The sequence below is a fragment of the Streptococcus sp. 2020WUSS089 genome, assembly GCF_044427405.1.
In the GTDB taxonomy this organism is placed as follows: Bacteria; Bacillota; Bacilli; order Lactobacillales; family Streptococcaceae; genus Streptococcus; species Streptococcus hashimotonensis.
This window is the reverse complement of record NZ_JAOTGD010000005.1, coordinates 23448-44144: the sequence shown is the minus strand read 5'-3', so window position 1 is coordinate 44144 and position 20697 is coordinate 23448. Positions and strand designations below refer to the sequence as shown.

Sequence of the window (20697 nt, the reverse complement as noted above, 5' to 3'; positions counted from 1 at the left end):
CTCTAAACAAAAAATACTCCAACCGCTAGACCAATCAATGTCTAACAATTGAAGTATCTTTGTTAAATTCTGTCCATTTTCTGTACGATTATGGAAATGAATAAGATAAATTAATTTGCTTAGCTTACTCAACATCTACCTTTTGAATGCGAGCTAAGAATTGCTTAGTACGTTCTTCTTTTGGCTGGTCAAAAATGTCTTCTGGTCGACCTTCTTCGATAATCCGACCACCATCCATAAATATGACTCGATCAGCTACCGCACGCGCAAAGCCCATCTCGTGCGTCACAACCACCATGGTCATACCTTCTTTTGCCAACTGCATCATGACAGCCAGGACTTCACCAATTAACTCAGGATCCAAGGCCGAGGTTGGTTCATCAAAATAGATGACCTCTGGATTGGTCGCAATGGCTCTGGCAATGCCGACCCGTTGCTGCTGACCACCGGACAGCTGGCTTGGATAGAAACCATATTTATCAGATAGTCCCACCTTGTCCAAGGCTGCCTTACCGATTCTTTCAGCCTCTTGTTTGGGTACTTTCCGAGCCACAATCAAACCTTCTGTCACGTTTTGTAAGGCAGTCTTATTGGCAAAGAGATTGTAGTTTTGAAAAACGAAGGCTGTGCGCTTGCGAATACCTGCAATGTCCTTCTTGGTCATCTGAGCCAAGTCATAGCTGTCCTCACCGAAGACTAGGTGACCCGCGTCAGCTTTTTCCAAAAAGTTTAAAGAACGAAGAAGAGTCGTTTTTCCTGATCCAGATGGACCTAAAATGACGACCACCTCACCTGGATTGACCTCTACATCAATGCCTTTTAACACCTGCTGACCACCGAAGACCAGCCTTACTCCATTTGCTTGAATCATCTGAACCTCCTAATAGACTGCCAACTTCTTCTCGCCATAGGCTTGAAGCTTGGTCAAAATAGTTGAAAAGAGTAGATAAACAAGGGCCACCTCACAATAGAGGGCAAACGGTTCATAGGTCCTTGCCGCAATCTGCTGAGTCGCCATAAACATCTCCAAGACCGTGATATTGGCAGCCAGCGATGTATCCTTGACCAATCCAATCAAGGTATTCGATAAGGGGGGAAAGGCCACTCGAAAGGCCTGTGGGAGAATAATCCGACGCATGGTCTGGGCAAAACTCATCCCGACAGAATAGCCAGCCTCCAACTGCCCCTTAGGCACGGACTCGATAGAAGCCCGTATGGTTTCCGCAGCGTAGGCACCTGTATTGACAGAAAAAACCAAAACCGCCGACGGAAAGGCATCCAAGACAATTCCTAGACTTGGTAGCCCAAAGAATATCACATAGAGTTGAACCAAGAGTGGTGTCCCTCGAACAACCCAAATATAGAAACGAGCCACTTGTTTGAGAATGGGAATCTGAGCAATTTGCACCAAGGCAGTCCCAATAGCAATTAACAAGCCAAAGGTAAAAGACAGGATTGTCAGTGGGATAGTCACCAACAATCCTGGAACAAGTATTTGTGAAAATGAATCAAGCAATAGTTGCCATACTCTCTCTGTCATTGTTTCTCCTGATTACTTAGCTTTTGATACGTCTTCACCAAAGTATTTGTTTGAAATTTCAGCTAATTTTCCTTCACTAGCCAATTCTGCCAAGGCTGCATCAATCTCTTTCACAAGATCTTCATTTCCTTTTGCAACTGGGAAGGCTGTTGTCGATACGTCATCCGTCAAGGTCACAACCTTAATCGGTGCATCAGCATGCTGTTTCACATAATCCAAGTACACCAAGTTGTCATTGATGGTAGCATCCACACGACCTGTATTTAACAATTCAACTGCCTGAGAGAATCCATCCACGCCGACAACTTCTGCACCATTTTCACGCGCCAAATCTGCCCAGTTGCTTGTCAAGCTGTTGGCTGATTTTTTACCAGATAAATCTGCAAAGCTTGTAATGTCAGTATTATCCTTCTGTGTTACCAAAGCTCCATAGATGTATGTATATGGTGTTGAAAAATCGTATTTTGCCTTACGCTCATCTGTAATACCGACTTGGTTAGCGATAGTATCAAAACGGCCTGCATCCAAACCTGCAATCATGGAATCCCATTCTGTTTCAACAAATTCCACCTTAACACCCAATTTCTCAGCAACGGCTTCAGCTACTTCTACATCATAACCGACCAACTTTCCACTCTCGTCGTGGTAAGAATAAGGAGCATAGGCACCTTCAGTACCGATTTGAATAACGCCTTCTTCCTTAATTTGTGCCAAGAGGGTTTGGTCTGTACTATTCGATGTACCTGCAGATGAATTGCATGCTGCTAACACGATACCCGCAAACAATAAACTTGTAAACATAGCTATTTTCTTCATAATTAAAACACACTTTCTTTTTCAGATTTTACAATAGTATCATGAATAACTATTTCCAGCCAATATATTTTTTCTATCGGGGACATTAAAAATTTTAATCAAGTATCGGAGCATAAAAAAAGACCTACTCGGTCTCAGAACGTAGATAAACTCCTAAAAATATTAAAAATTGAAGAGGTTTGCGAAAGATAGCAAGTCATTAAACTCTTAGAAACATTGATATTTCGGCGTTTCTGAGAGTTATTTTATTTTCAACATAAAGAAAAAAGATTGAAGAAAATTGCCCAAAATGGACTTTTTCTTCAATCTGAGACCTACTCGGTCTTTATATCTCATATTAATTATACTCCAGCTGGTGGGTAAATATAGCTGACTGTCCCTTCGCTAGTCGTTGTCGGATCAAAGAAACCTCGGACATTACTTGGGTAGTATACTCCACCATAGTTTGATTCCTTAACTTGAATGTGCCCGTTAGCTGCCACATCTGTTACATAGGCAACATGACCGTAGCCTCCATCTGTCCATACAGCAATAGCGCCAACTTTTGGAGTAGTTCCTACTTCATATCCAAGCGCTGCCGCACTAGCTGCCCAATCTCCACCATTACCCCAATAGTTCCCAACCCAAGGAGCCATTTCTTTGGCACCCCAAGTACACTGACCAGCTGGATAGGTATTAGCCGTATATTCCACAGCAACCTCTGACACCATATTGGTAGCCAAAGCAGCCTTTGCAGCGGCAGCAGCTTTCTCAGCCACAATTTTTTCTGCAGCAGCTTTGGCTGCTATTTTTGCAGCTTCAACCTTTTTTGTTAACGCTGATACTGTCGGACTATCGCTTATAACTGTATCATCTGCACTGACATTCACCATCCCCAACCATAAAAGATTTCCTATGAGGGCTGTAAACAGTCCCAATTTGAATTGTTTTTTTATCATTTGATAACTCATAATATTTGATTCCTTCGTGTTTTTTCTGCCCTATCTATCCTAAGGGATAATCCTTGCAGAGAGCTTAAAGAAATGTAACAAATATTACAGATAACTTGCAATCTCTTAACAATCACAGTGTTCGAACTTTTTGTCAAAAAAACGACCTCCAATACGGAAGTCGTTTTCTTATTATTTACATTTATTTCGCTAGGATATTCACTAATTTGGTTACTTCACAACAATATTGACTAGTTTGTTCGGTACACTAATCACCTTCACCACTGTTTGCCCAGCGATTTCAGCTTGGACTTTTTCGTCTGCAAGGGCAACTTTTTCAAGTTCAGCTGGTGCTAAGTCTTTGGCTACGGTCAAGCGAGCTTTTACTTTGCCTTTGATTTGGACAACGATTTCCACTTCGCTTTCTACCAGCTTGCTTTCGTCATAAGTTGGCCATGCGACATAGCTGATTGACTGACCAGTATTTGTCAGACCCTGCCAGAGTTCTTCTGCCAAGTGTGGTGCAAATGGGGCGATCAATTGGACAAAGCCTTTGGCGTATTCGACGTAGAGCTTGCCTTCCTTGTTGGCTGCGTTGACAAAAATCATGAGCTGGGCGATAGCCGTGTTGAATTTCAGGTCTTCAATATGTTCTGTCACCGTCTTCACAGTTTCATTGTAAACTTTATCAAGCGCTCCGCTATTTTCCGCCACAATATCTTTAGTAGTCAAGAGGCGGTAAACACGGTCAAGGAACTTACGGCTGCCCTCGAGGCCTTCTTCTGACCAAGCGATTGACGCATCAAGTGGACCCATGAACATCTCGTAGACACGGAGGGTGTCCGCACCGAACTGCTCAACCACATCGTCTGGGTTGACCACGTTTTTAAGAGACTTAGACATCTTAGCAGGTGCCTGCTCCAACTCTTCACCAGTTTCGATGTTGAAGAAAGAACCATCGCGTTTTTCCACCTTGTCGGTCGCTACAAGAGCACCACGGCTGTCGCGGTAGCTAGTTCCCAAAATCATACCTTGGTTAAAGAGTTTTTGGAAAGGCTCTTTGGTCGGCACAACGCCGATGTCATAGAGGAACTTGTGCCAGAAGCGAGCATAAAGCAGGTGAAGGACCGCGTGCTCAGCACCACCGATGTAGATGTCCACTGGCAACCAAGCCTTGAGAAGCTCCTCGTCTGCCAATTTCTCATCGTTGTGTGGGTCGATATAGCGGAGGTAGTACCAGCTCGAACCCGCCCATTGTGGCATGGTGTTGGTCTCACGGCGACCTTTGACACCATCTTCACGCACCACTTCCAACCAGTCTGTCAAGTTAGCAAGTGGTGATTCACCTGTACCTGAAGGCTTGATGTCTGAGGTTTTTGGCAATACCAGAGGTAACTCATTTTCTGGGACTGCTGTGGAAGTACCGTCTTCCCAGTGGATGATTGGAATCGGCTCACCCCAATAACGCTGACGGCTGAAGAGCCAGTCACGGAGGCGGTAAGAAATTTTCTCCTGACCGAGACCATTTTCTTCCAACCAAGCCACCATTTTGGCAATAGCTTCTTCCTTATTCAGACCGTCTAGGAAATCTGAGTTGATGTGGGCACCGTCTTCTGTGTAAGGTGCTTCTTCTACATTGCCACCTTCCAAAACTGGAATGATGTCCAAACCAAACTGTTTGGCAAATTCCCAGTCACGCTCATCGTGGGCAGGAACTGCCATAATAGCACCTGTTCCGTAGCTTGCAAGGACATAATCAGCAATCCAGATTGGAATTTCACGACCATTGACTGGGTTAATCGCGTAGGCACCTGTCCAAACACCTGTCTTGTCTTTGGCAAGGTCTGTACGAGCAAGGTCTGATTTAAGAGAAGCTTGGCGTTTGTACTCTGCCACAGCTTCTGCCTGCTCAGGCGATGTAATGCTATCGACCAAGTCATGCTCAGGGGCAAGGACAGCATAGGTCGCACCAAAAAGGGTATCTGGACGAGTTGTGAAAACAGTGAAGTCCTTGTCTGTGTCCTTGATTTTGAAGGTCACATTGGCACCAGTTGACTTACCAATCCAGTTGCGTTGCATATCCTTGATTGACTCTGGCCAATCAACGTCTTCCAGGTCATTGAGCAAACGCTCTGCGTATGCAGTGATTTTCAGCATCCATTGACGCATTGGCTTGCGGACAACTGGGTAGCCACCACGTTCAGAGGTTCCGTCAGGAAGGACCTCTTCGTTGGCGATAGCTGTTCCCAATTCCTCCACCCAGTTTACAGGCACTTCTGCCTCGTAGGCTAGGCCTTTTTCATACAACTTGGTAAAAATCCACTGGGTCCACTTGTAGTAGTTAGGGTCAGTCGTATTAACCTCACGGTCCCAGTCGTAAGAAAAGCCAAGGGCGTTAATCTGACGCTTGAAGTTGGCAATGTTTTCTGCTGTAAAGTCAGCTGGGTCATTTCCCGTATCCATAGCGTATTGCTCCGCAGGCAGACCGAAGGCATCCCAACCCATTGGGTGAAGAACGTTGTAGCCTTGGGCACGCTTGTAACGGCTGAGAATGTCCGTCGCCGTATAACCTTCAGGGTGACCAACGTGCAGGCCCGCACCAGACGGATAAGGGAACATGTCTAGGGCATAAAAGTTTGGCTTTTCTGCATCTGTTCCCGTCTTAAAGGTATGATTTTTTGCCCAAAATTCCTGCCATTTGGGCTCGATTTCCTTGTGATTGTAGAAGCTCATGTCATTTCTCCATGTCAATAAATTATCTTTACTATTATATCACGTTTTGGGGGAATTGGGAAAGACAAAAACAGCCAGTTTTCACTAGCTGTTTTCCCATTTCTACCAAATAATCACACGGTCTTCTTTTGCACGCCACATGCCGTCGCCTTCTTGAACGCCAAATGTTTCATGGAACTCATCGAAGTTTGGCAACTGGATGTTGGTGCGTAGGTGACCTGGTGCATGGACATCGACACTCGCCAACATCTGCATGTACTCAGGACGAGCCTTCATTCGCCAGATGCGAGCAAAGTTAGTGAAGAATTCCTCTGCGGAGAAGTCTTCCTCTGACTTGGCTGCTTCTAAGGCTGCAGCAATCCCACCAAGGTCGGCAATGTTTTCTGACACGGTCAACTTACCATTGATTTTTGCACCGTAAGAATCCTGACCCTCAAACTGGTCGATGACCTGCTGAGTACGAGCTTCAAAGGCTGCATAGTCTTCCTCTGTCCACCAGTTATTAAGGCTACCATGCTCATCAAAGGAAGCACCGTTGGAGTCAAAGGCATGGGAAATCTCGTGAGCAATAACCGCACCGATACCGCCGTAGTTAGCTGATGAAGATTGCTCCAGCGAGTAGAATGGCGCCTGCAAAATGGCTGCTGGAAAGACAATCAAGTTCTTCTGTGGATTGTAGTAGGCGTTGACCATGTGAGCTGGCATGCTCCATTCCTTAATGTCCACAGGCTTGTTCCACTTGCTCCAACCATGAGCAATGTCAATCTTGTTTAGTTCGATGGCATTTTCCACCAAGGACTTGCTTGGGTCAACAATTTTCTTATAGTAACGCTCTGGCAAGGCTTCTGGGTAGCCGATGTAAGGCTTGATAACATTGAGTTTGACAATAGCCTTGTCACGCGTTTCCTGAGCCAACCAGTCTGCCGTTTCCAGACGAGACTTGTAGACCTCAATCACCTTAGCAACTTTTGCTTCCACATCGGCCTTGGCTTCTGGTGAGAATTTTTCGCCAGCATACCAAAGACCGAGGGCTTGGTTAAAGTAACCTTGTGCCAGATTGTAGGCTGCTTTTTCTTGATTTTGAGCCTGCGGTGTACCAGAAAGGGCACGGCTGTAGGCTCCTGCTAAAATACGGATTTCATCCGACAGGAAGGCTGTATAAGCTCCTGCCGCTTTCAAAATCAAGGTCGCTTTCAAAAGTTCCCAGTTATCCGCACTGTAAATGTCCTTGGCAGCCTGCCAGAAGCGTTCCTCAGGCACGATAATCTTGTCTGGCGTTTGCCCTAAAATAGCTGTAAAGAAAGCATCCAATGGCAACTCTGGTGCCAAGGTAGTAAAATCTGCCCACTCATACGGATGATAGAGTTTGGCATACTCAGACCCCTCTTCATTTGAAAGAACATACTTAGCAACCTTGGCATCCAATTCCAAACGTTTATCTAGGAGGTCCTTGATTTCCTCATCGCTGAAACCGAACTTAGGCAAGAGAGCTTCTTGACTCTCTCTCCACATTTTAAGCAATTCCACTCCTTTTTCATGGCCTTCTTCATAGTAGGTCGTATCTGGCAAGATAATGCCTAGAGAATCTGCCCACAGAACATTGGTTGTCGCATCCATAAAGTCAGGTGCCACACCAAAAGGCATGAGGTTTGGCTTACCGGCCAACTCATATTCTGCCAGCTTGCTGGCAAATTCTTCGAAAGAGTTGAGAGCCTTGTACTCTGCAATCAAGGCTTGTGCCGGTTCTGCTCCCAAACGGTCACGGGTTTCATAGTCGGCTACTTGTTTGTGGAAGGCCACGAAGTTTTGCAAAACGCTATCTTCTGGGACGTTTTCTCCCGCTAACCAAGCATTGGTCGTGTCAATCATGAGCTTTTCAATCTCGTCCGCCAGGTCTGAGAAACCACCTGTTCTTGGCTTATCATCTGGAATCACGGCTGTTTTTGCCCATTCACCATTGACGTATTCGTAAAAATCATCTTGTAAACGTGTCATTGATTTTCTCCTTTGTCTTTCTTAATGACTATAATAACAAAAAATTCTGACAATTTCACTTATCAGATGACCGTGACCAAGTATTTTTTAGAATAATACTCGAGCAAACCACAAGAAGGCTGACAACGGCACAGGTCCCTGACAGGGTTAAATCCAATTGATTGGCTACTAAAAAACCAAGCACAACCGTTAGAATAGCGATACCTTGCCCTAAAAGAAGCAATTGCCAGAAGGATTTGACCCAACGTAGGGCAGCCATACTTGGTGCCACCAAGAAAACAATAACAGTCATCGAGCCAATCGCTTCAAAGGCCAGAACAGTAGTTAAGGAAACTAGAATCAAAATAACCATTTCTAAAATCCTTGTTCGTAAGCCAGACAAACGAGCATGGTTGCTGTCAAATAGGTACACTTGTAAACGATGGTAAGCCCAAGCAAAAAATAGAACGATAACCAACCAAGCCAAACTCGACTTGACCAGACTAACAGGGAATGACCAGGCTAGAACATCCATACGATGGAGCGGAGCAAAAAGTACTTCCCCCTGCAAAACCAGATCCACATCCAAGTGAACATTGCGAGCAAAAAGAGAGATAAGCAAAACCGCCACCGCAAAAAAGAAAGAAAAAACCAGACCTGTTGCGGCATCATGCGCTATCTTTCGACTATGCAGACGGTCAATGGCAAGAACCGATAATAACCCAAACAGACTGGCACCAACTATTAGCAACGGCGAATCCAAACTGTGACTAATAAAAAATCCCAGAACAATCCCAAGCAAGACAGAATGCGATAGCGCATCTGCCAGCATCGATTGATTTTTTACAACCAGTATCGAGCCGAGCAAGCCACAAGAACTAGCAATAACCATCAAAATGAGTAATACTTCAAACACGACCATTCTCCTTTCTGACATAGGTAACATACACAAATGCAGACAGGGTCAGACCTGTCAGACAGACGATAATAGTCGGTCCGGTCGACAAACCCGATACACTAGAACTAATCCAAGTCCCTACAAAAGCCGACCCAATTGCAACGATTCCTGCCAGTAACAGACTCTTGTGATACGATTTTCCCAGCATCAAGCCAAAGACAGCTGGTGCAATCAAAAAACTACTCATCAAAATAGCCCCGACTAACTTTAATCCTACTGCAATTAGACAAATCATCAAAAACATCGTCAACTGCTGTAAGTACTTTACACGAACACCAATGACCCTTGCAAAAGTTTGATCAAACAGATACAGCTTATAGTCTTGATAAAAGAAAGCAAACAATACCAAAGCCAATAGGGAAATGAGTCCGATGAGTATCACATCATCCAGCTGAATAAAGGCTGCCTGTCCAAATAGATAGGTTTGCAATCCAGCTTGGGAAGCACCTGCAAAGACTTCATTTCCCTGAATAGCATTTTTCAAGACCATTCCCAAACCAAAGAAAGAAGCAGACACCAATGAAAGGGCATTGACTAGACTGTGACCACCTTTTCGACGCAGCCAATGGACAAGTGCATAAGAAAGGTAGCCTGACAACACTGCTCCTAACAGCAAGTAGAGAGGATGTCGCGACTGAAAAATCATGAAAGAGACAATCACTCCAGGATAAGAAGCATGCCCAAGAGCATCCCCAAGCAAACTCTGTTTAGTAAGAACAGATATACTTCCGATAGTACTGGCTGCCACAGCTAGGCTAACGGTCCCTAAAGCAACTGTCCAGAAAGAATATTCTTTGAAAACCTCAAACATGACTGCCTCCTTTGGCATTTCCTAGAAACAGCCCATTTCCTATACCGTAGGTTGCCTGATAATTCTCACTTGTCAAAGTCTCATCCATCGGACCAGAATCAATCACATGCTTATGAAGCCAGACAAGGTGATCAAAGTAGGCATCCAGCGTCGTTAAGTCATGATGAATGACAATGGAAGTTTTCCCTTCACATTGGAACTCCTTGAGCATATCCATGATCATGATTTCTGTTGCCTGATCAATCCCTGCCAGAGGTTCATCCATAAGGTACAATTCTGCTTCCTGTGCCAGGGCTCTCGCTAAAAATACCCGCTGACGCTGCCCACCTGAAAGCTGATCAATCTGACGATGGCGTAAATCCGCAATTTTTAACCGCTCTAGAGCCAGCTCAACAATCTGTCTATCAGCCTTAGTCGGTCTTCTAAACATTCCCTTACTATGAGCGAAGCGTCCCATCAGAACAATTTCAAAAACTGTTGCAGGAAATTGCCAGTTTACTTGACTGGATTGGGGAATATAGGCTACTTTTTGAGCAATCACCCTCTCTAGACCTGCCTCCTGACCAAGCAAACGAACCTGTCCTGTGTCAGGTTTTTCCAACCCCAAAATGACCTTGAATAGACTGGACTTCCCAGCACCATTTGGTCCAACAATAGCCGTCCGACTCCCTCTGGGAATCACCAAATTAACATCTTCTAAAGCCAAGGTCTGGCTGGCTGTATATGCTAAATTAACATCTTTTAATTCAATGATTGCTGACATATTTCCTCCTATTTTAAAAAATGATATACCTCATTCATACTCAATGAAAATCAAAATCAGACCAACCTACCAAGCTGAGAAAGTCGATAAGATTAAGATACGTACCAACAAATTGCTGGCAAACCCTATACCTCACTCATTTCAACACATCAGTATATGAATTTGATTTTCGCAGAGCACCAATGCTTCTTTCAATTGTATGTTTATAATTCTGTTAAAAATGGTCCAAAAACGGAAAGAACTCGACCTAGACCGAGTCCTTTTTACTACTCATTTGAAATCCCTATTCACGCACAGACTACTGATATATAAAGTCCCGCTGTGAACCAACAGCACCGAGGTCTACAAACAGTATTTCTAGTCAAGGACCTCAGATTTGCTACTAACGCCTATCCTCCCCCAAGCGTTGCCACCTCCTATGAAAAGAGTCCTATACTGCTTGTGCTCAAAACAATTGATTGTCCCTCATATTGGTACCTATCAACTCTACCTTCGGCAATTTCTCTAGTCTTCATTGAATAGCAAGTCCGTTGGATCTGTACTATTTCAGATATTTAACCATCAGTTTAACATTATGTTTGTACATGTCGATAAAGGTATCCCCTTCCTCGCCTTCTGGTGCCAAGGAATCTGAGAACAACTCCTTACCTTCGCCTGTAACAACTTCAACCTGACCGCCTTTGGCTTTTACTGCCTCTTGCAATTTCTCCATGCGTTCTGGATTAGTTGTAGACTCTGTAAAGATAGCCTTGATATTATGGTCAATGATTAGGTTAACTGTCTCAATCATGTCACTATTAGCCACTTCTGAGTCGGTGCTCACTCCTTGAGGAGCATAGAGAGTGAAGTCATAACTAGCAGCAAAGTAATTAAAGGCATCATGTGGCGTTACCAAATAGCGACTTTCTTTTGGAATCACACTTAATTCTTTTTCTACCCAGGCATGCAAATCATCTAGCTGCGCTTGGTATTTTTCTGTATTTTTCTGAATCATCTCAGCTTTAGCAGGCAAGAGTTTTTGTAGTTCCTCTGAAGCTACAGCTACAGCTGACTTGTACAAGGGAATTGAAAACCAAAAGTGCGGATCGACAATTTCTTCCCCATCCTCATCCATCGTATTCAAGTCTTTTGCATTAAAGTTTTTAGAAACAGCTACTCCGGTCTTCTCCAAAGCTTCAACCATTTTACCTTCAAAGTGCAAACCGTGGTAGAGAACAAGGTCAGCCTTTTGTAATTTTGATAAATCACTAGATTTGGCTACGTACAAATGAGGGTCTTCTCCTGCTGGAATCAGCAAATCACGTTCCACCTCATCGCCTGCCAACTGATAGACCATGTCATTGAGGAAGGAAGTAGTCACAGCCACTCTTGGCTTACTAGAGCCTTCTGTGGTTTGCGATGGACGACAAGCTCCTAGTCCTATTAGGGACAATAGCAGAGCAAAACTGAACAATATTTTCTTCATATAGGTTCTCCTTTTATTTTTATTAAGCATACCTAACTTTATAATTAGATTAATCTAAAAAAATCATTTTGTCAACTGATTTTTAAATTTTTTGATATAATAGTCTCAGTAGAAAGCGAGTTCTCATGACACCAAACAAAGAAGATTACCTAAAATGTATTTATGAACTGGGTCAATTAGACCAAAAAATTACCAATAAACTCATCGCAGAGAAGATGGCCTTCTCCGCACCAGCCGTTTCTGAAATGCTCAAAAAAATGGTAGCCGAAGAACTCATTTCTAAGGATGCCAAGGCAGGTTATCTCCTCAGCCAAACCGCCCTCGAAATGGTAGCCAGCCTCTATCGCAAACACCGCTTGATTGAAGTATTCTTAGTTGAGCAACTTGGCTACTCCCCAGAAGAAGTACATGAAGAGGCTGAAATTTTAGAACACACCGTTTCAGATCACTTTATCAATCGCCTAGACCTGCTACTGGAACAGCCTCAAACTTGTCCTCACGGGGGAAGCATTCCTCAAGCAGGACAACCGCTCATCGAACGCTACCAGACACGGCTGTCACAGCTAACTGAGACAGGGAACTACCAGCTTGTCCGTATCCATGACTTCTATCAACTCCTTCAGTACTTGGAACAACATGAATTAGCTGTCGGCGATTTACTAACTGTCACAGACTTCGACCACTTTGCCCAAACCATCACCATCCAGTACAAGGACAAAGAGCTCGCCGTCCCAACAGCCATCGCTCAACAATTATTCATCGAAAAAAGCAATCGCCCAGCCTAAACAAGCTGAGCGATTTTTTCTTCTAAAATAAATAGTTACCTCTTTTTCAAATTACGGAAAATAGATCTGGCTGCAAAAAATAGTTGCCCACATACATACACTAACCAAAGTAGGAAACCTATATAAAAACAGCCCAATAGAAAGTGAGGGTTATAGGTTAAAGGCTGCAAGACAAACATGAGAATCCCTACCAACCCCCACCGCATGCCCCAGGTCATCTTTCTCTGGATAACCCACTCCAGCCAATCTTCTCCAACTGAACTTCTGGTTTCCAGATACTCTTGATTAAGGTCTTGAAAAAATTTTCTCATATTCCTAATCACCCCTGCACTTGATAGTTAGCAATTATAAAGTTACCAACTTCATCTTAGTATACAGGCATTTCCCAAAAATGTCTACTGTCAATTTTTATCCACCAATCCGCACCAAACCAAATAAAATTTGGAGGAGTAAAATGGAGGCATTATAGAAGCTATGTGCAAGGATAGTATCCGTCATTCGTCTATTGCACATATACAGATAGACCAGATAAGCCCCTGTTATAAAGTGCCCTAAAAATGCTACTGAACCCCCCAAAAGTATGACAATAGGCAAATAGAAGGGCAGAAAATACGATGACCATTTGAGGATACTTAGGAAAATACTGGGCTGTCTTTTCTAACAAAATTCCTCTGTATAGAAACTCTTCTAAAACTGGAGCAAACAAGACAACTGAGAGAGCCATCACCCTAAAATTTTCCGAATTTAACTGATTGACTGTATCCAAGGCGTTATAGTCGTTTAGTTTGCTTTTAGTACAAGGCAACGAGCAGCAGGCTGTACTGGAGTACGGCAAAGCGAGTTAACGAAGTAATCAAAGATAAACTAAATGACTATAGAATCACTAGCTAAGACCCAAATACTACCAAAGGAGGTTCAGGCAAGTTTGTCCAGTAAATACCAACGCTGTCATACCGACTATTTTAAAAATATTCAGCTTCTCTCTTGAAAAGACTTGATTCTTCACCATTCCTCGTCTGATGACAGAAAGTAGTGCCAATATTGCAAGACCAAGCCCTGTCATGACTGTAAGTTTTAGTAGCACACTCTCTTGAAAGGCTGTTATCCCCACATAAGCCGGAAATTGAATGAGCAAAGTGAGAAGCAAGGTACCCACTGCTAAACCGATGGATTTTATTGTTTTCATATTCTCACCCACACTTTCTTCAGATATTTCAATCCTAATTTTTCTTGTTTCTAATGTATTGTCGAACGACACTCCATTTATTTAGCATTTTTATTGATTTGACTCAAAATAATCAACCAAGTGCCAATAATAATCCAGTCTTTTACAGAAAGCACCTTACTTTCGAGGTAATAATAGACAACTAGGGAAACATTCATAAAAAATAAAATAAAAAATAATAGCTTTCTATTCATAAATCCACTGCAAAATGGAAGCTGAAAAAATCAACCATTCATTCCTCCTGTCAATGTTATTAAACTGTTTTTACTAGATGTTATTTCAAATACTACTTATTCTTTTTCCAATCTTTCATAGCACGAATTCCCCAACAGAGCAAGATTAAAAAAGTAATTGCTATGATGAATCCGATAAAACTGATTATTTTCTGGTAGAAATATTCTGCAGTCAAACCTCTATACAAACTTACTAGTCCTATGATTGAAAATAAGACTATGAAACCTAACTGTTGCAAGTACAAAGTAAGCTCCCTCACTGTATGTTCTCCCTGCTTTCTTACTTCTTTCATAAAATAATAATTGACGACGAAAGAAGTAGACATACACATTCCAATTGTCACACACCATAAGATTTGAAGAGATATGACCTCTCTCATCATATAGAGAACAAATAAAACAATTAGAGGAAGTTGACCAGCCCAAAATCGAAAGAATATCAATTGTTTTTTCCTTGAATTATTTTCCTTCATATATAGTACCTCCAGTGTATATTACTGCTACACAATTGTTTTTCCTATTTTAGTATAATCTAACTCACCCTGATTTTTTCAGCCATGTCATGAACGGTCGATATTTTGTAATGAATGACCATTTTTTCGAGAAAATGCAAAAAAATCCAGCCTTTCGACTGGACTTGCATCTATAAATCTTAATCTATAAACACCAACTCCTGAACAAATCGATGATTGCTACTGTTCGTCGATATAGAAAATTTAGGATAGTTATCTAAAATAGCTTTTACATTAGCCAAGCCAATTCCTCGATTATCTCCTTTTGTAGAGTGACCATACTTAAAGATATGACTTGTTACTACCTTATCTTCGACAGTAGTATTTTCTACAACCACAATTTTTCGGTCATATTCCTGGAAGTAGGCAAATACAATATTTCCATTTGTACACTGCTCTGCAGCATCGATAGCATTATCTAATAAAATAGACAGAATCGTTATGAATTCTATCAACTCTAAAGCAGGTGGTTCAATTTCAGCATCTACTTCCACAGAAATTGCAATACCTTTTTTTTGTGCCTCCAACATCTTAGATGACAGCAAACTCTTCACAGCAGGATTTTGTATATTGGATAATCTAGCTATATCGTACTTTCCATCATAGAATTTTCTATCAGAATCTGCTATCACTTCCTGATAAATTGAACGAATCGCAACAATATCCTCTTCCTTAATTGCTTCATTCAGACTAACAAGAATATTAGTGTAGTCATGTCGGAAACTTCGAATTTCTTTATAAAGTGACTCAACATGACGACTATAGCGTCCCAAATCAATAATTTGTTTATCCTTCAATTCTTGGAATTCTCTATCACTTTTTTCTTTCTTTTTATAGTTTAAATACAATAGACTAACAACAAATATTATAAAATATACCAACAAAATATTTGTTCGAACATAATAAGGATCCCAATTTATAGTAATTTTATTATTTATACTTAAAAACTCAAATTGAGCCGTTGTTCTCACAAGTAAAAAATAAGTAATGAATGAAACATTGAACCACCAAAATATCTTTCTCAGTTCTCTGTCTAATGTATCTACTTTTAAATCTTTTGCCTCAATTCTTAATCCTTTAAAAAATAACCGATAAAAAGGTATAAGAAGTAAGGTTAAAACTATATCAAATAGTAACCCTAAACTAGAATAGTTCAATTGAAATACAAATCTTAAGTATAAACCGATAATACGTTGAAACATATCCCCGATTACAAATGGTAATAAGCCATAAAATATTTTTTGAGTATTATTCCAATTTGTTTTTAAAAAAGGGAGAACAACCAAAAAAGAGAACGGCTCAAATAATAAAGAAACATCATAAAAAATTATTTGACAACCAGTTAAAAGAAAAGCAATCCAACATTTTTTCCAATTGCTCAAAAATAAACCACTGATTTGTTGAAGAATCATCAAACGAATCAGCATGTCAATAAAGAAGACCGTATCATAAAAAGGAGATATAAAAATATTCATCATTTAATCTCCAGCAAATCTGCAAGTTTCTTCTGCTTCAAACGAGAAACAAAACAAGAATCTCCATTCTCAAAATAGGCAATGTGGTTTGCTCTGTCCAACTTCGTTATATTTAAAGGATTCACTACACAAGAACGGTGTGCCTGGTAAAGTCGTTCGTCAGCTTTCGCTATATCGGATACCTTCCCGTAAAACTCAGTCTGACCTGTTTTCGTTTTTAAAATGACTTTATGTATTGTTGATGATGTTTCAAAATAAAGGATGTCACTAAAAGGAACTTGAATATGAGCAGTTTCAGTTTTGTATACAAAAGAATTTTCAGCTACAGTATGATCAATATTTTCAAAAGCATGCACTAATACATCTGATACTGCCTTTTGAAAGTCACTATCCCCCAGGCCTTTATCTATAAAATCTAAAGCAGAAACCCGATAACGATACGTTACCGGCATAAATTCTGAGTGAGTTGTTACAAAGACAATAACAGCGTAGGGATCGCGAGCACGAATTTCTTTAGCGATTTCCATTCCTTTCTTTTCTTCGCCTTTTATTTCAATATCTAAAAAGAAAAATTGGTGATTGCCTGCTTCCTCAATTGATTCCAATAACTGATTTGGTTTACCAAAAACTTCTAGGAATTTATATCTTACAGACGTTTCTTCAACACACCGCCTAATAGCATTTTCTAACCTACTCTGCTGAAAAAAATCATCTTCTAATACAAAAATATTAAGCATCGCTATCTCCTAAACTTTTTGTAAGTTATAATCATTATTATAGCATATTCAGGTAAAAGATAAATGTCCAACTTGACTTGATAGACCTACCGATGTATAATAAACATAGAAAAAGGTAGTTGCTGGAAACAACTACCCCTTGCAGAACCGTTTAAGACGGTGGCTTGTTATAAATTATTAAAAAATAGCCGTTAACCTGCCAAAGTTATAGACGGTTATTTTTTTGTTGTTTTTACCAATTCAAGAACTAACATCACGAGAGCGATAACAAAGTTACCAGCTACAAACATGAGTGTCAGCACCTCAAAGGTTGACAAGCAATAACCTCCGACGTGAGAGTTTTGAAACGATATTTTTCAAAACTCGAGCTAGTGCGAGCCCTAGACAAATCTTATAGGATTTGTCGTTGCCAGATGAGTAAGTTCACTTACCAGCTGGCTTGGGCTAGCCTTTCTGTTAGATTTTGATGATTTGCAGAGTAGAACAAAAAGTTCCATTCCACTTCTCTTAATTCTCGTCAACATCTCAGCGCAGTGGTTGATTGGCAGATTTGTTCGTGCTTCGCACTCCAAATCTGACCTAATCAACTGTGCGGGGGCGGTAAGACGAACTCATTTTCTACTAGTTGAGTTCTGTACCGCTCCCACCTACCTTTCAGAAATCAGAGCCACCGTCTTTACTTTTCTGCAAAAACTATTATAGCATATTTAATAAAGAATTGTAGTCCAATTTATACATCAAAAAACCAGCCTACTTGGGCTGGTTTTCTTGGAGTCGCTCTTTTAGGCGACGACGGTATAAAATCTGCGATGGAATGAAATAAAGAAAACTTGCCAAAATAATCCAACGTTTATCTATTCCACTAAAGTAAATCACTAAAATCAAAAGAAATGCAGTCGTCAAATAAAAGAAATGATTTGTGAGCAATTTTTTCATAGCAGCCTCCATACCTATTTTTTCAATATTAGTATATCAAAATACACAACTAGAGTACATACCATTGCCAAAAGTTTTACTTATTTTTCGTATCCAAAACAATGGTCACCGGCCCATCATTGACCAGACTGACCGCCATATCCGCCCCAAAAACGCCTACTTCAACAGGCACAAAGGCTGACAGGGCTTTGTTAAAAGCATCATAGAGTTGGCTGGCTAGGGCAGGAGCTGCCGCTCCTGTAAAAGCAGGGCGATTGCCCTTTTTGGTGTCCGCAAAAAGGGTAAACTGGGAAATGGATAAAATCTTGCCCCCTATATCTTGAACGGACTTGTTCATCTTACCTGCCTCATCTGAAAAAATCCGCATATTAACAATTTTTCGAACAGCATAGTCCAGGTCTTCCTGGCTGTCATCTGGCCCCACACCGACTAGGAGCAAAAGCCCTTGTTCAATTTGCCCATGGATACTTCCTTCGATGGTCACACTGGCCTGCGATACACGTTGTAATACAATTTTCATCTTATCCGTTGGTCCTTTTCACTGAGTAAACTTCTGGCACCGACTTGATCTTGTCCACCAGACTGGTCAAGGTTGCCAGGTTGGAAATACCAAAGGAAACGTGGATGGTCGCAAACTTCATATCCTTTGTTGGCTGGGCATTGACCGAAGAAATGTTCTTGCTGGCATTGGTCAAAACCTTGAGAACATCGTTGAGAAGACCTGAGCGGTTGAGACCGTAGATGTCAATGTTTGCCATGTATTCCTTGGTCGAATTCTCATCCTCCCAGTCCACATCAATCAGGCGGACATCATAGTTTTCCTGACTCTTGAGGTTCATACAGTCTACACGGTGAACAGCTACCCCACGCCCCTTGGTGATATAGCCGACAATTTCATCGCCAGGTACTGGATTACAACATTTGGCAATCCGTATCAGCAAGCCTGACGCACCTTCAATAACCACGCCACCTTCGTGACGGATTTTCAAACTATCTTTGTTGTCGTGTTTGACTTCGCCACCGTTGACCAATTCATCCGCGACAGCTTTGGCCTTAGCCCGCTCAGCTTCGCGACGCTCTTTTTCTGTCAGACGGTTAAAGATTGATATGGCAGAAACTTCTCCAAAACCAACTGCCGCAAAAAGGGATTCGTCGGTCTTATAGCTGGTCTTTTGCAGGACCTCATCCATGTGACGACGGTCCAGGTATTGGTTGGGAACGTAGCCATTTTCTTGGAGTAGGTTCTGAAGCATCTCACGCCCTTTTGAAACAGACAATTCCTTGTCCTGATTCTTGAAGAACTGCTTGATTTTATTGCGAGCCTTGTGAGTTTTAACCAGGTTGACCCAGTCACGACTTGGACCGAAAGAGTTGGCTGAGGTAATGATTTCCACCTGATCGCCTGTCTTAAGCTTGGTTGTCAGAGGCACCATACGGCCGTTGACCTTGGCACCTGTCGCCCGCTCGCCGACCTTGGTATGAATTTCATAGGCGAAGTCAATCGGTACGGAGTCCTTAGGCAATTCACGCACCGCACCATCTGGCGTGAAAACGTAAATACGCTCTGTAAAAATATCGTCCTTGACAGAATTTACAAAGGTTTGCGCATCCCCAGCTCCTTCTTGGAGTTCAATCAGGTTGTTAATCCAGCGCAACTCTTTTTCACTGGCAGTTGCCTTGCCACCACGCTTGTAAGCCCAGTGAGCTGCCACCCCGTATTCCGCCACCTGATGCATTTCCATGGTCCGAATTTGGAACTCGATTGGACCTCTCGGTCCGTAAACCGTGGTATGAATAGACTGGTAGCCGTTAGCTTTTTGGTTGGCAATGTAGTCCTTGAAGCGACCTGGCATAGGTTTCCACAATTCATGAATATACCCTAACATAGCATAGACATCGCTCGGAGTATCCATGATACAACGAATGGCAATCAAGTCATAGAGTTGATCAAACCGCTTTTTCTTATCGTGCATTTTGCGATAGATAGAGTAAATATGCTTGGGTCTACCGTAAATCTGACCATGTAGATGACGCTCTTCTGTATAGTCTCTTAGCTTATCAACAACTTCATTGACCAACTCTTCCCGTTCACGACGCTTCTCGCTCATCATTCGAGTAATCTTGTAGAATTCAATCTCATTGAGATAGCGGAAAGACATATCTTCCAATTCCCACTTGATAGAAGAAATACCTAGACGGTGGGCAAGCGGTGCATAGATTTCCATTGTTTCACGTGAAATACGTTCCTGCTTGTCCTTGCGCAAGTGCTTAAGAGTCCGCATGTTATGTAAACGGTCGGCTAATTTGACCAGAATTACCCGCATATCTTGAGACATAGCAATCAGCATATTTCGGTGGTTTTCAGCCAGCTGCTCCTCATGTGACTTATACTCAACCTTACCCAGCTTGGTCACACCACCGACAATATGGCGAACCTCTGGACCAAATTCAGCCTCCATATCATCCAAGGTTACATCCGTATCCTCAACCACATCATGTAAGAAACCACAGGCAACCGTCACAGCATCCAGCTTGAGTCCTGCTAAAATACCTGCTACCTGGATCGGGTGTACAATATAGGGCTCGCCCGATTTACGAAATTGGGACTTGTGTGCCTCTGTCGCAAAATCCAAAGCTTTCTTGACAAATATAACATCTTCTTCCGGTAAATAGGTGGCTGTCAAGGCAACCACTTCCTCCCCAGTGTAGTTAATTTCTTTCATATCTCTACTCTTCCTCTTATATTTCCTACTATTCTACCATTTTCACGAAAAAAGAAAAAGGAATCTAACATAAGACTACTAA

The 20697-nt window shown here is 41.9% G+C and carries 20 protein-coding genes; 1 reads left to right on the top strand and 19 read right to left on the bottom strand.

The window, feature by feature from the left end; translation table 11 throughout:
* Window positions 1-124 precede the first annotated feature (124 nt).
* From ODU46_RS05780 to ODU46_RS05735, 10 genes are all read right to left on the bottom strand, one after another.
* Window positions 125-871, bottom strand: coding sequence for an amino acid ABC transporter ATP-binding protein (locus ODU46_RS05780; RefSeq protein WP_172114910.1), 747 nt, complete (start codon window positions 869-871; stop codon window positions 125-127).
* 9 nt (window positions 872-880) lie between these two features.
* A complete protein-coding gene (locus ODU46_RS05775) occupies window positions 881-1540 on the bottom strand; it encodes an amino acid ABC transporter permease (protein ID WP_002938543.1) in 660 nt (219 codons plus the stop codon).
* A 12-nt stretch (window positions 1541-1552) separates the two neighbouring features.
* The gene (locus tag ODU46_RS05770) at window positions 1553-2341 is read right to left on the bottom strand and encodes an amino acid ABC transporter substrate-binding protein (protein ID WP_228381332.1); all 789 of its coding nucleotides are present in this window, start codon (window positions 2339-2341) and stop codon (window positions 1553-1555) included.
* Between the two features lie 356 nt (window positions 2342-2697).
* Window positions 2698-3306 (bottom strand): CHAP domain-containing protein, encoded by a 609-nt coding sequence (locus ODU46_RS05765; protein WP_002938557.1) that lies wholly within the window; start codon window positions 3304-3306, stop codon window positions 2698-2700.
* Window positions 3307-3516: 210 nt separating this feature from the next.
* The gene (leuS, locus tag ODU46_RS05760; RefSeq protein WP_398579377.1) at window positions 3517-6018 is read right to left on the bottom strand and encodes a leucine--tRNA ligase; all 2502 of its coding nucleotides are present in this window, start codon (window positions 6016-6018) and stop codon (window positions 3517-3519) included.
* Window positions 6019-6120: 102 nt separating this feature from the next.
* A complete protein-coding gene (locus ODU46_RS05755; protein ID WP_398579376.1) occupies window positions 6121-8013 on the bottom strand; it encodes a M13 family metallopeptidase in 1893 nt (630 codons plus the stop codon).
* Window positions 8014-8068: 55 nt separating this feature from the next.
* Window positions 8069-8908 carry a metal ABC transporter permease gene (locus tag ODU46_RS05750; protein ID WP_398579375.1) on the bottom strand — a complete coding sequence of 280 codons (840 nt, stop codon included), beginning with the start codon at window positions 8906-8908 and terminating at the stop codon, window positions 8069-8071.
* Window positions 8901-9761, bottom strand: coding sequence for a metal ABC transporter permease (locus tag ODU46_RS05745; RefSeq protein WP_105159681.1), 861 nt, complete (start codon window positions 9759-9761; stop codon window positions 8901-8903). The genes ODU46_RS05750 and ODU46_RS05745 overlap by 8 nt, the downstream gene beginning before the upstream one ends.
* A complete protein-coding gene (locus tag ODU46_RS05740) occupies window positions 9754-10524 on the bottom strand; it encodes a metal ABC transporter ATP-binding protein (protein ID WP_398579374.1) in 771 nt (256 codons plus the stop codon). The genes ODU46_RS05745 and ODU46_RS05740 overlap by 8 nt, the downstream gene beginning before the upstream one ends.
* A gap of 541 nt (window positions 10525-11065) precedes the next feature.
* Entirely contained in the window at window positions 11066-11989 is a 924-nt protein-coding gene (locus ODU46_RS05735) for a metal ABC transporter solute-binding protein, Zn/Mn family (protein WP_024408065.1), read from the bottom strand.
* 125 nt (window positions 11990-12114) lie between these two features.
* On the opposite strand from ODU46_RS05735, the gene ODU46_RS05730 reads away from it, so the two are divergent.
* Entirely contained in the window at window positions 12115-12774 is a 660-nt protein-coding gene (locus ODU46_RS05730) for a metal-dependent transcriptional regulator (RefSeq protein WP_002942034.1), read from the top strand.
* 502 nt (window positions 12775-13276) lie between these two features.
* Here the strand turns inward: ODU46_RS05730 and ODU46_RS05725 are convergent.
* From ODU46_RS05725 to ODU46_RS05685, 9 genes are all read right to left on the bottom strand, one after another.
* Window positions 13277-13498 (bottom strand): CPBP family intramembrane glutamic endopeptidase, encoded by a 222-nt coding sequence (locus ODU46_RS05725; RefSeq protein WP_398579384.1) that lies wholly within the window; start codon window positions 13496-13498, stop codon window positions 13277-13279.
* 177 nt (window positions 13499-13675) lie between these two features.
* Complete coding sequence (locus tag ODU46_RS05720) at window positions 13676-14032, bottom strand: hypothetical protein (protein WP_398579373.1); 357 nt, start codon at window positions 14030-14032, stop codon at window positions 13676-13678.
* Between the two features lie 253 nt (window positions 14033-14285).
* Complete coding sequence (locus tag ODU46_RS05715; RefSeq protein WP_398579372.1) at window positions 14286-14705, bottom strand: hypothetical protein; 420 nt, start codon at window positions 14703-14705, stop codon at window positions 14286-14288.
* A gap of 179 nt (window positions 14706-14884) precedes the next feature.
* Entirely contained in the window at window positions 14885-16222 is a 1338-nt protein-coding gene (locus tag ODU46_RS05710) for a sensor histidine kinase (RefSeq protein WP_398579371.1), read from the bottom strand.
* Window positions 16219-16956, bottom strand: a complete 738-nt coding sequence (locus ODU46_RS05705; RefSeq protein WP_205014118.1) for a response regulator transcription factor — start codon at window positions 16954-16956, stop codon at window positions 16219-16221. Before ODU46_RS05705 ends, ODU46_RS05710 begins: the two co-directional genes overlap by 4 nt.
* A gap of 215 nt (window positions 16957-17171) precedes the next feature.
* Window positions 17172-17273 carry a putative holin-like toxin gene (locus ODU46_RS05700; RefSeq protein ID WP_153052760.1) on the bottom strand — a complete coding sequence of 34 codons (102 nt, stop codon included), beginning with the start codon at window positions 17271-17273 and terminating at the stop codon, window positions 17172-17174.
* A 433-nt stretch (window positions 17274-17706) separates the two neighbouring features.
* Window positions 17707-17892, bottom strand: a complete 186-nt coding sequence (locus ODU46_RS05695) for a hypothetical protein (protein WP_024403053.1) — start codon at window positions 17890-17892, stop codon at window positions 17707-17709.
* A gap of 76 nt (window positions 17893-17968) precedes the next feature.
* Window positions 17969-18412: a D-aminoacyl-tRNA deacylase gene (gene dtd / locus ODU46_RS05690; RefSeq protein ID WP_172078010.1), complete on the bottom strand. Its 444-nt coding sequence runs from the start codon at window positions 18410-18412 to the stop codon at window positions 17969-17971.
* 1 nt (window position 18413) lies between these two features.
* Window positions 18414-20615: a bifunctional (p)ppGpp synthetase/guanosine-3',5'-bis(diphosphate) 3'-pyrophosphohydrolase gene (locus ODU46_RS05685; protein ID WP_014636726.1), complete on the bottom strand. Its 2202-nt coding sequence runs from the start codon at window positions 20613-20615 to the stop codon at window positions 18414-18416.
* Window positions 20616-20697 lie beyond the last annotated feature (82 nt).

Excerpts from the sequence above, each read along its gene's own strand:
- ODU46_RS05740 (WP_398579374.1), bottom strand. The coding sequence starts at position 10,524 with ATGTCAGCAATCATTGAATTAAAAGATGTTAATTTAGCATATACAGCC.
- ODU46_RS05710 (WP_398579371.1), bottom strand. The coding sequence starts at position 16,222 with ATGATGAATATTTTTATATCTCCTTTTTATGATACGGTCTTCTTTATT.
- ODU46_RS05780 (WP_172114910.1), bottom strand. The coding sequence starts at position 871 with ATGATTCAAGCAAATGGAGTAAGGCTGGTCTTCGGTGGTCAGCAGGTG.
- ODU46_RS05695 (WP_024403053.1), bottom strand. The coding sequence starts at position 17,892 with ATGAAAAAATTGCTCACAAATCATTTCTTTTATTTGACGACTGCATTT.
- ODU46_RS05735 (WP_024408065.1), bottom strand. The coding sequence starts at position 11,989 with ATGAAGAAAATATTGTTCAGTTTTGCTCTGCTATTGTCCCTAATAGGA.
- ODU46_RS05685 (WP_014636726.1), bottom strand. The coding sequence starts at position 20,615 with ATGAAAGAAATTAACTACACTGGGGAGGAAGTGGTTGCCTTGACAGCC.
- ODU46_RS05745 (WP_105159681.1), bottom strand. The coding sequence starts at position 9,761 with ATGTTTGAGGTTTTCAAAGAATATTCTTTCTGGACAGTTGCTTTAGGG.
- ODU46_RS05715 (WP_398579372.1), bottom strand. The coding sequence starts at position 14,705 with ATGAAGGAAAATAATTCAAGGAAAAAACAATTGATATTCTTTCGATTT.
- ODU46_RS05730 (WP_002942034.1), top strand. The coding sequence starts at position 12,115 with ATGACACCAAACAAAGAAGATTACCTAAAATGTATTTATGAACTGGGT.
- ODU46_RS05770 (WP_228381332.1), bottom strand. The coding sequence starts at position 2,341 with ATGTTTACAAGTTTATTGTTTGCGGGTATCGTGTTAGCAGCATGCAAT.
- ODU46_RS05705 (WP_205014118.1), bottom strand. The coding sequence starts at position 16,956 with ATGCTTAATATTTTTGTATTAGAAGATGATTTTTTTCAGCAGAGTAGG.
- ODU46_RS05765 (WP_002938557.1), bottom strand. The coding sequence starts at position 3,306 with ATGAGTTATCAAATGATAAAAAAACAATTCAAATTGGGACTGTTTACA.
- ODU46_RS05725 (WP_398579384.1), bottom strand. The coding sequence starts at position 13,498 with ATGGCTCTCTCAGTTGTCTTGTTTGCTCCAGTTTTAGAAGAGTTTCTA.
- leuS (WP_398579377.1), bottom strand. The coding sequence starts at position 6,018 with ATGAGCTTCTACAATCACAAGGAAATCGAGCCCAAATGGCAGGAATTT.
- ODU46_RS05755 (WP_398579376.1), bottom strand. The coding sequence starts at position 8,013 with ATGACACGTTTACAAGATGATTTTTACGAATACGTCAATGGTGAATGG.
- dtd (WP_172078010.1), bottom strand. The coding sequence starts at position 18,412 with ATGAAAATTGTATTACAACGTGTATCGCAGGCCAGTGTGACCATCGAA.
- ODU46_RS05775 (WP_002938543.1), bottom strand. The coding sequence starts at position 1,540 with ATGACAGAGAGAGTATGGCAACTATTGCTTGATTCATTTTCACAAATA.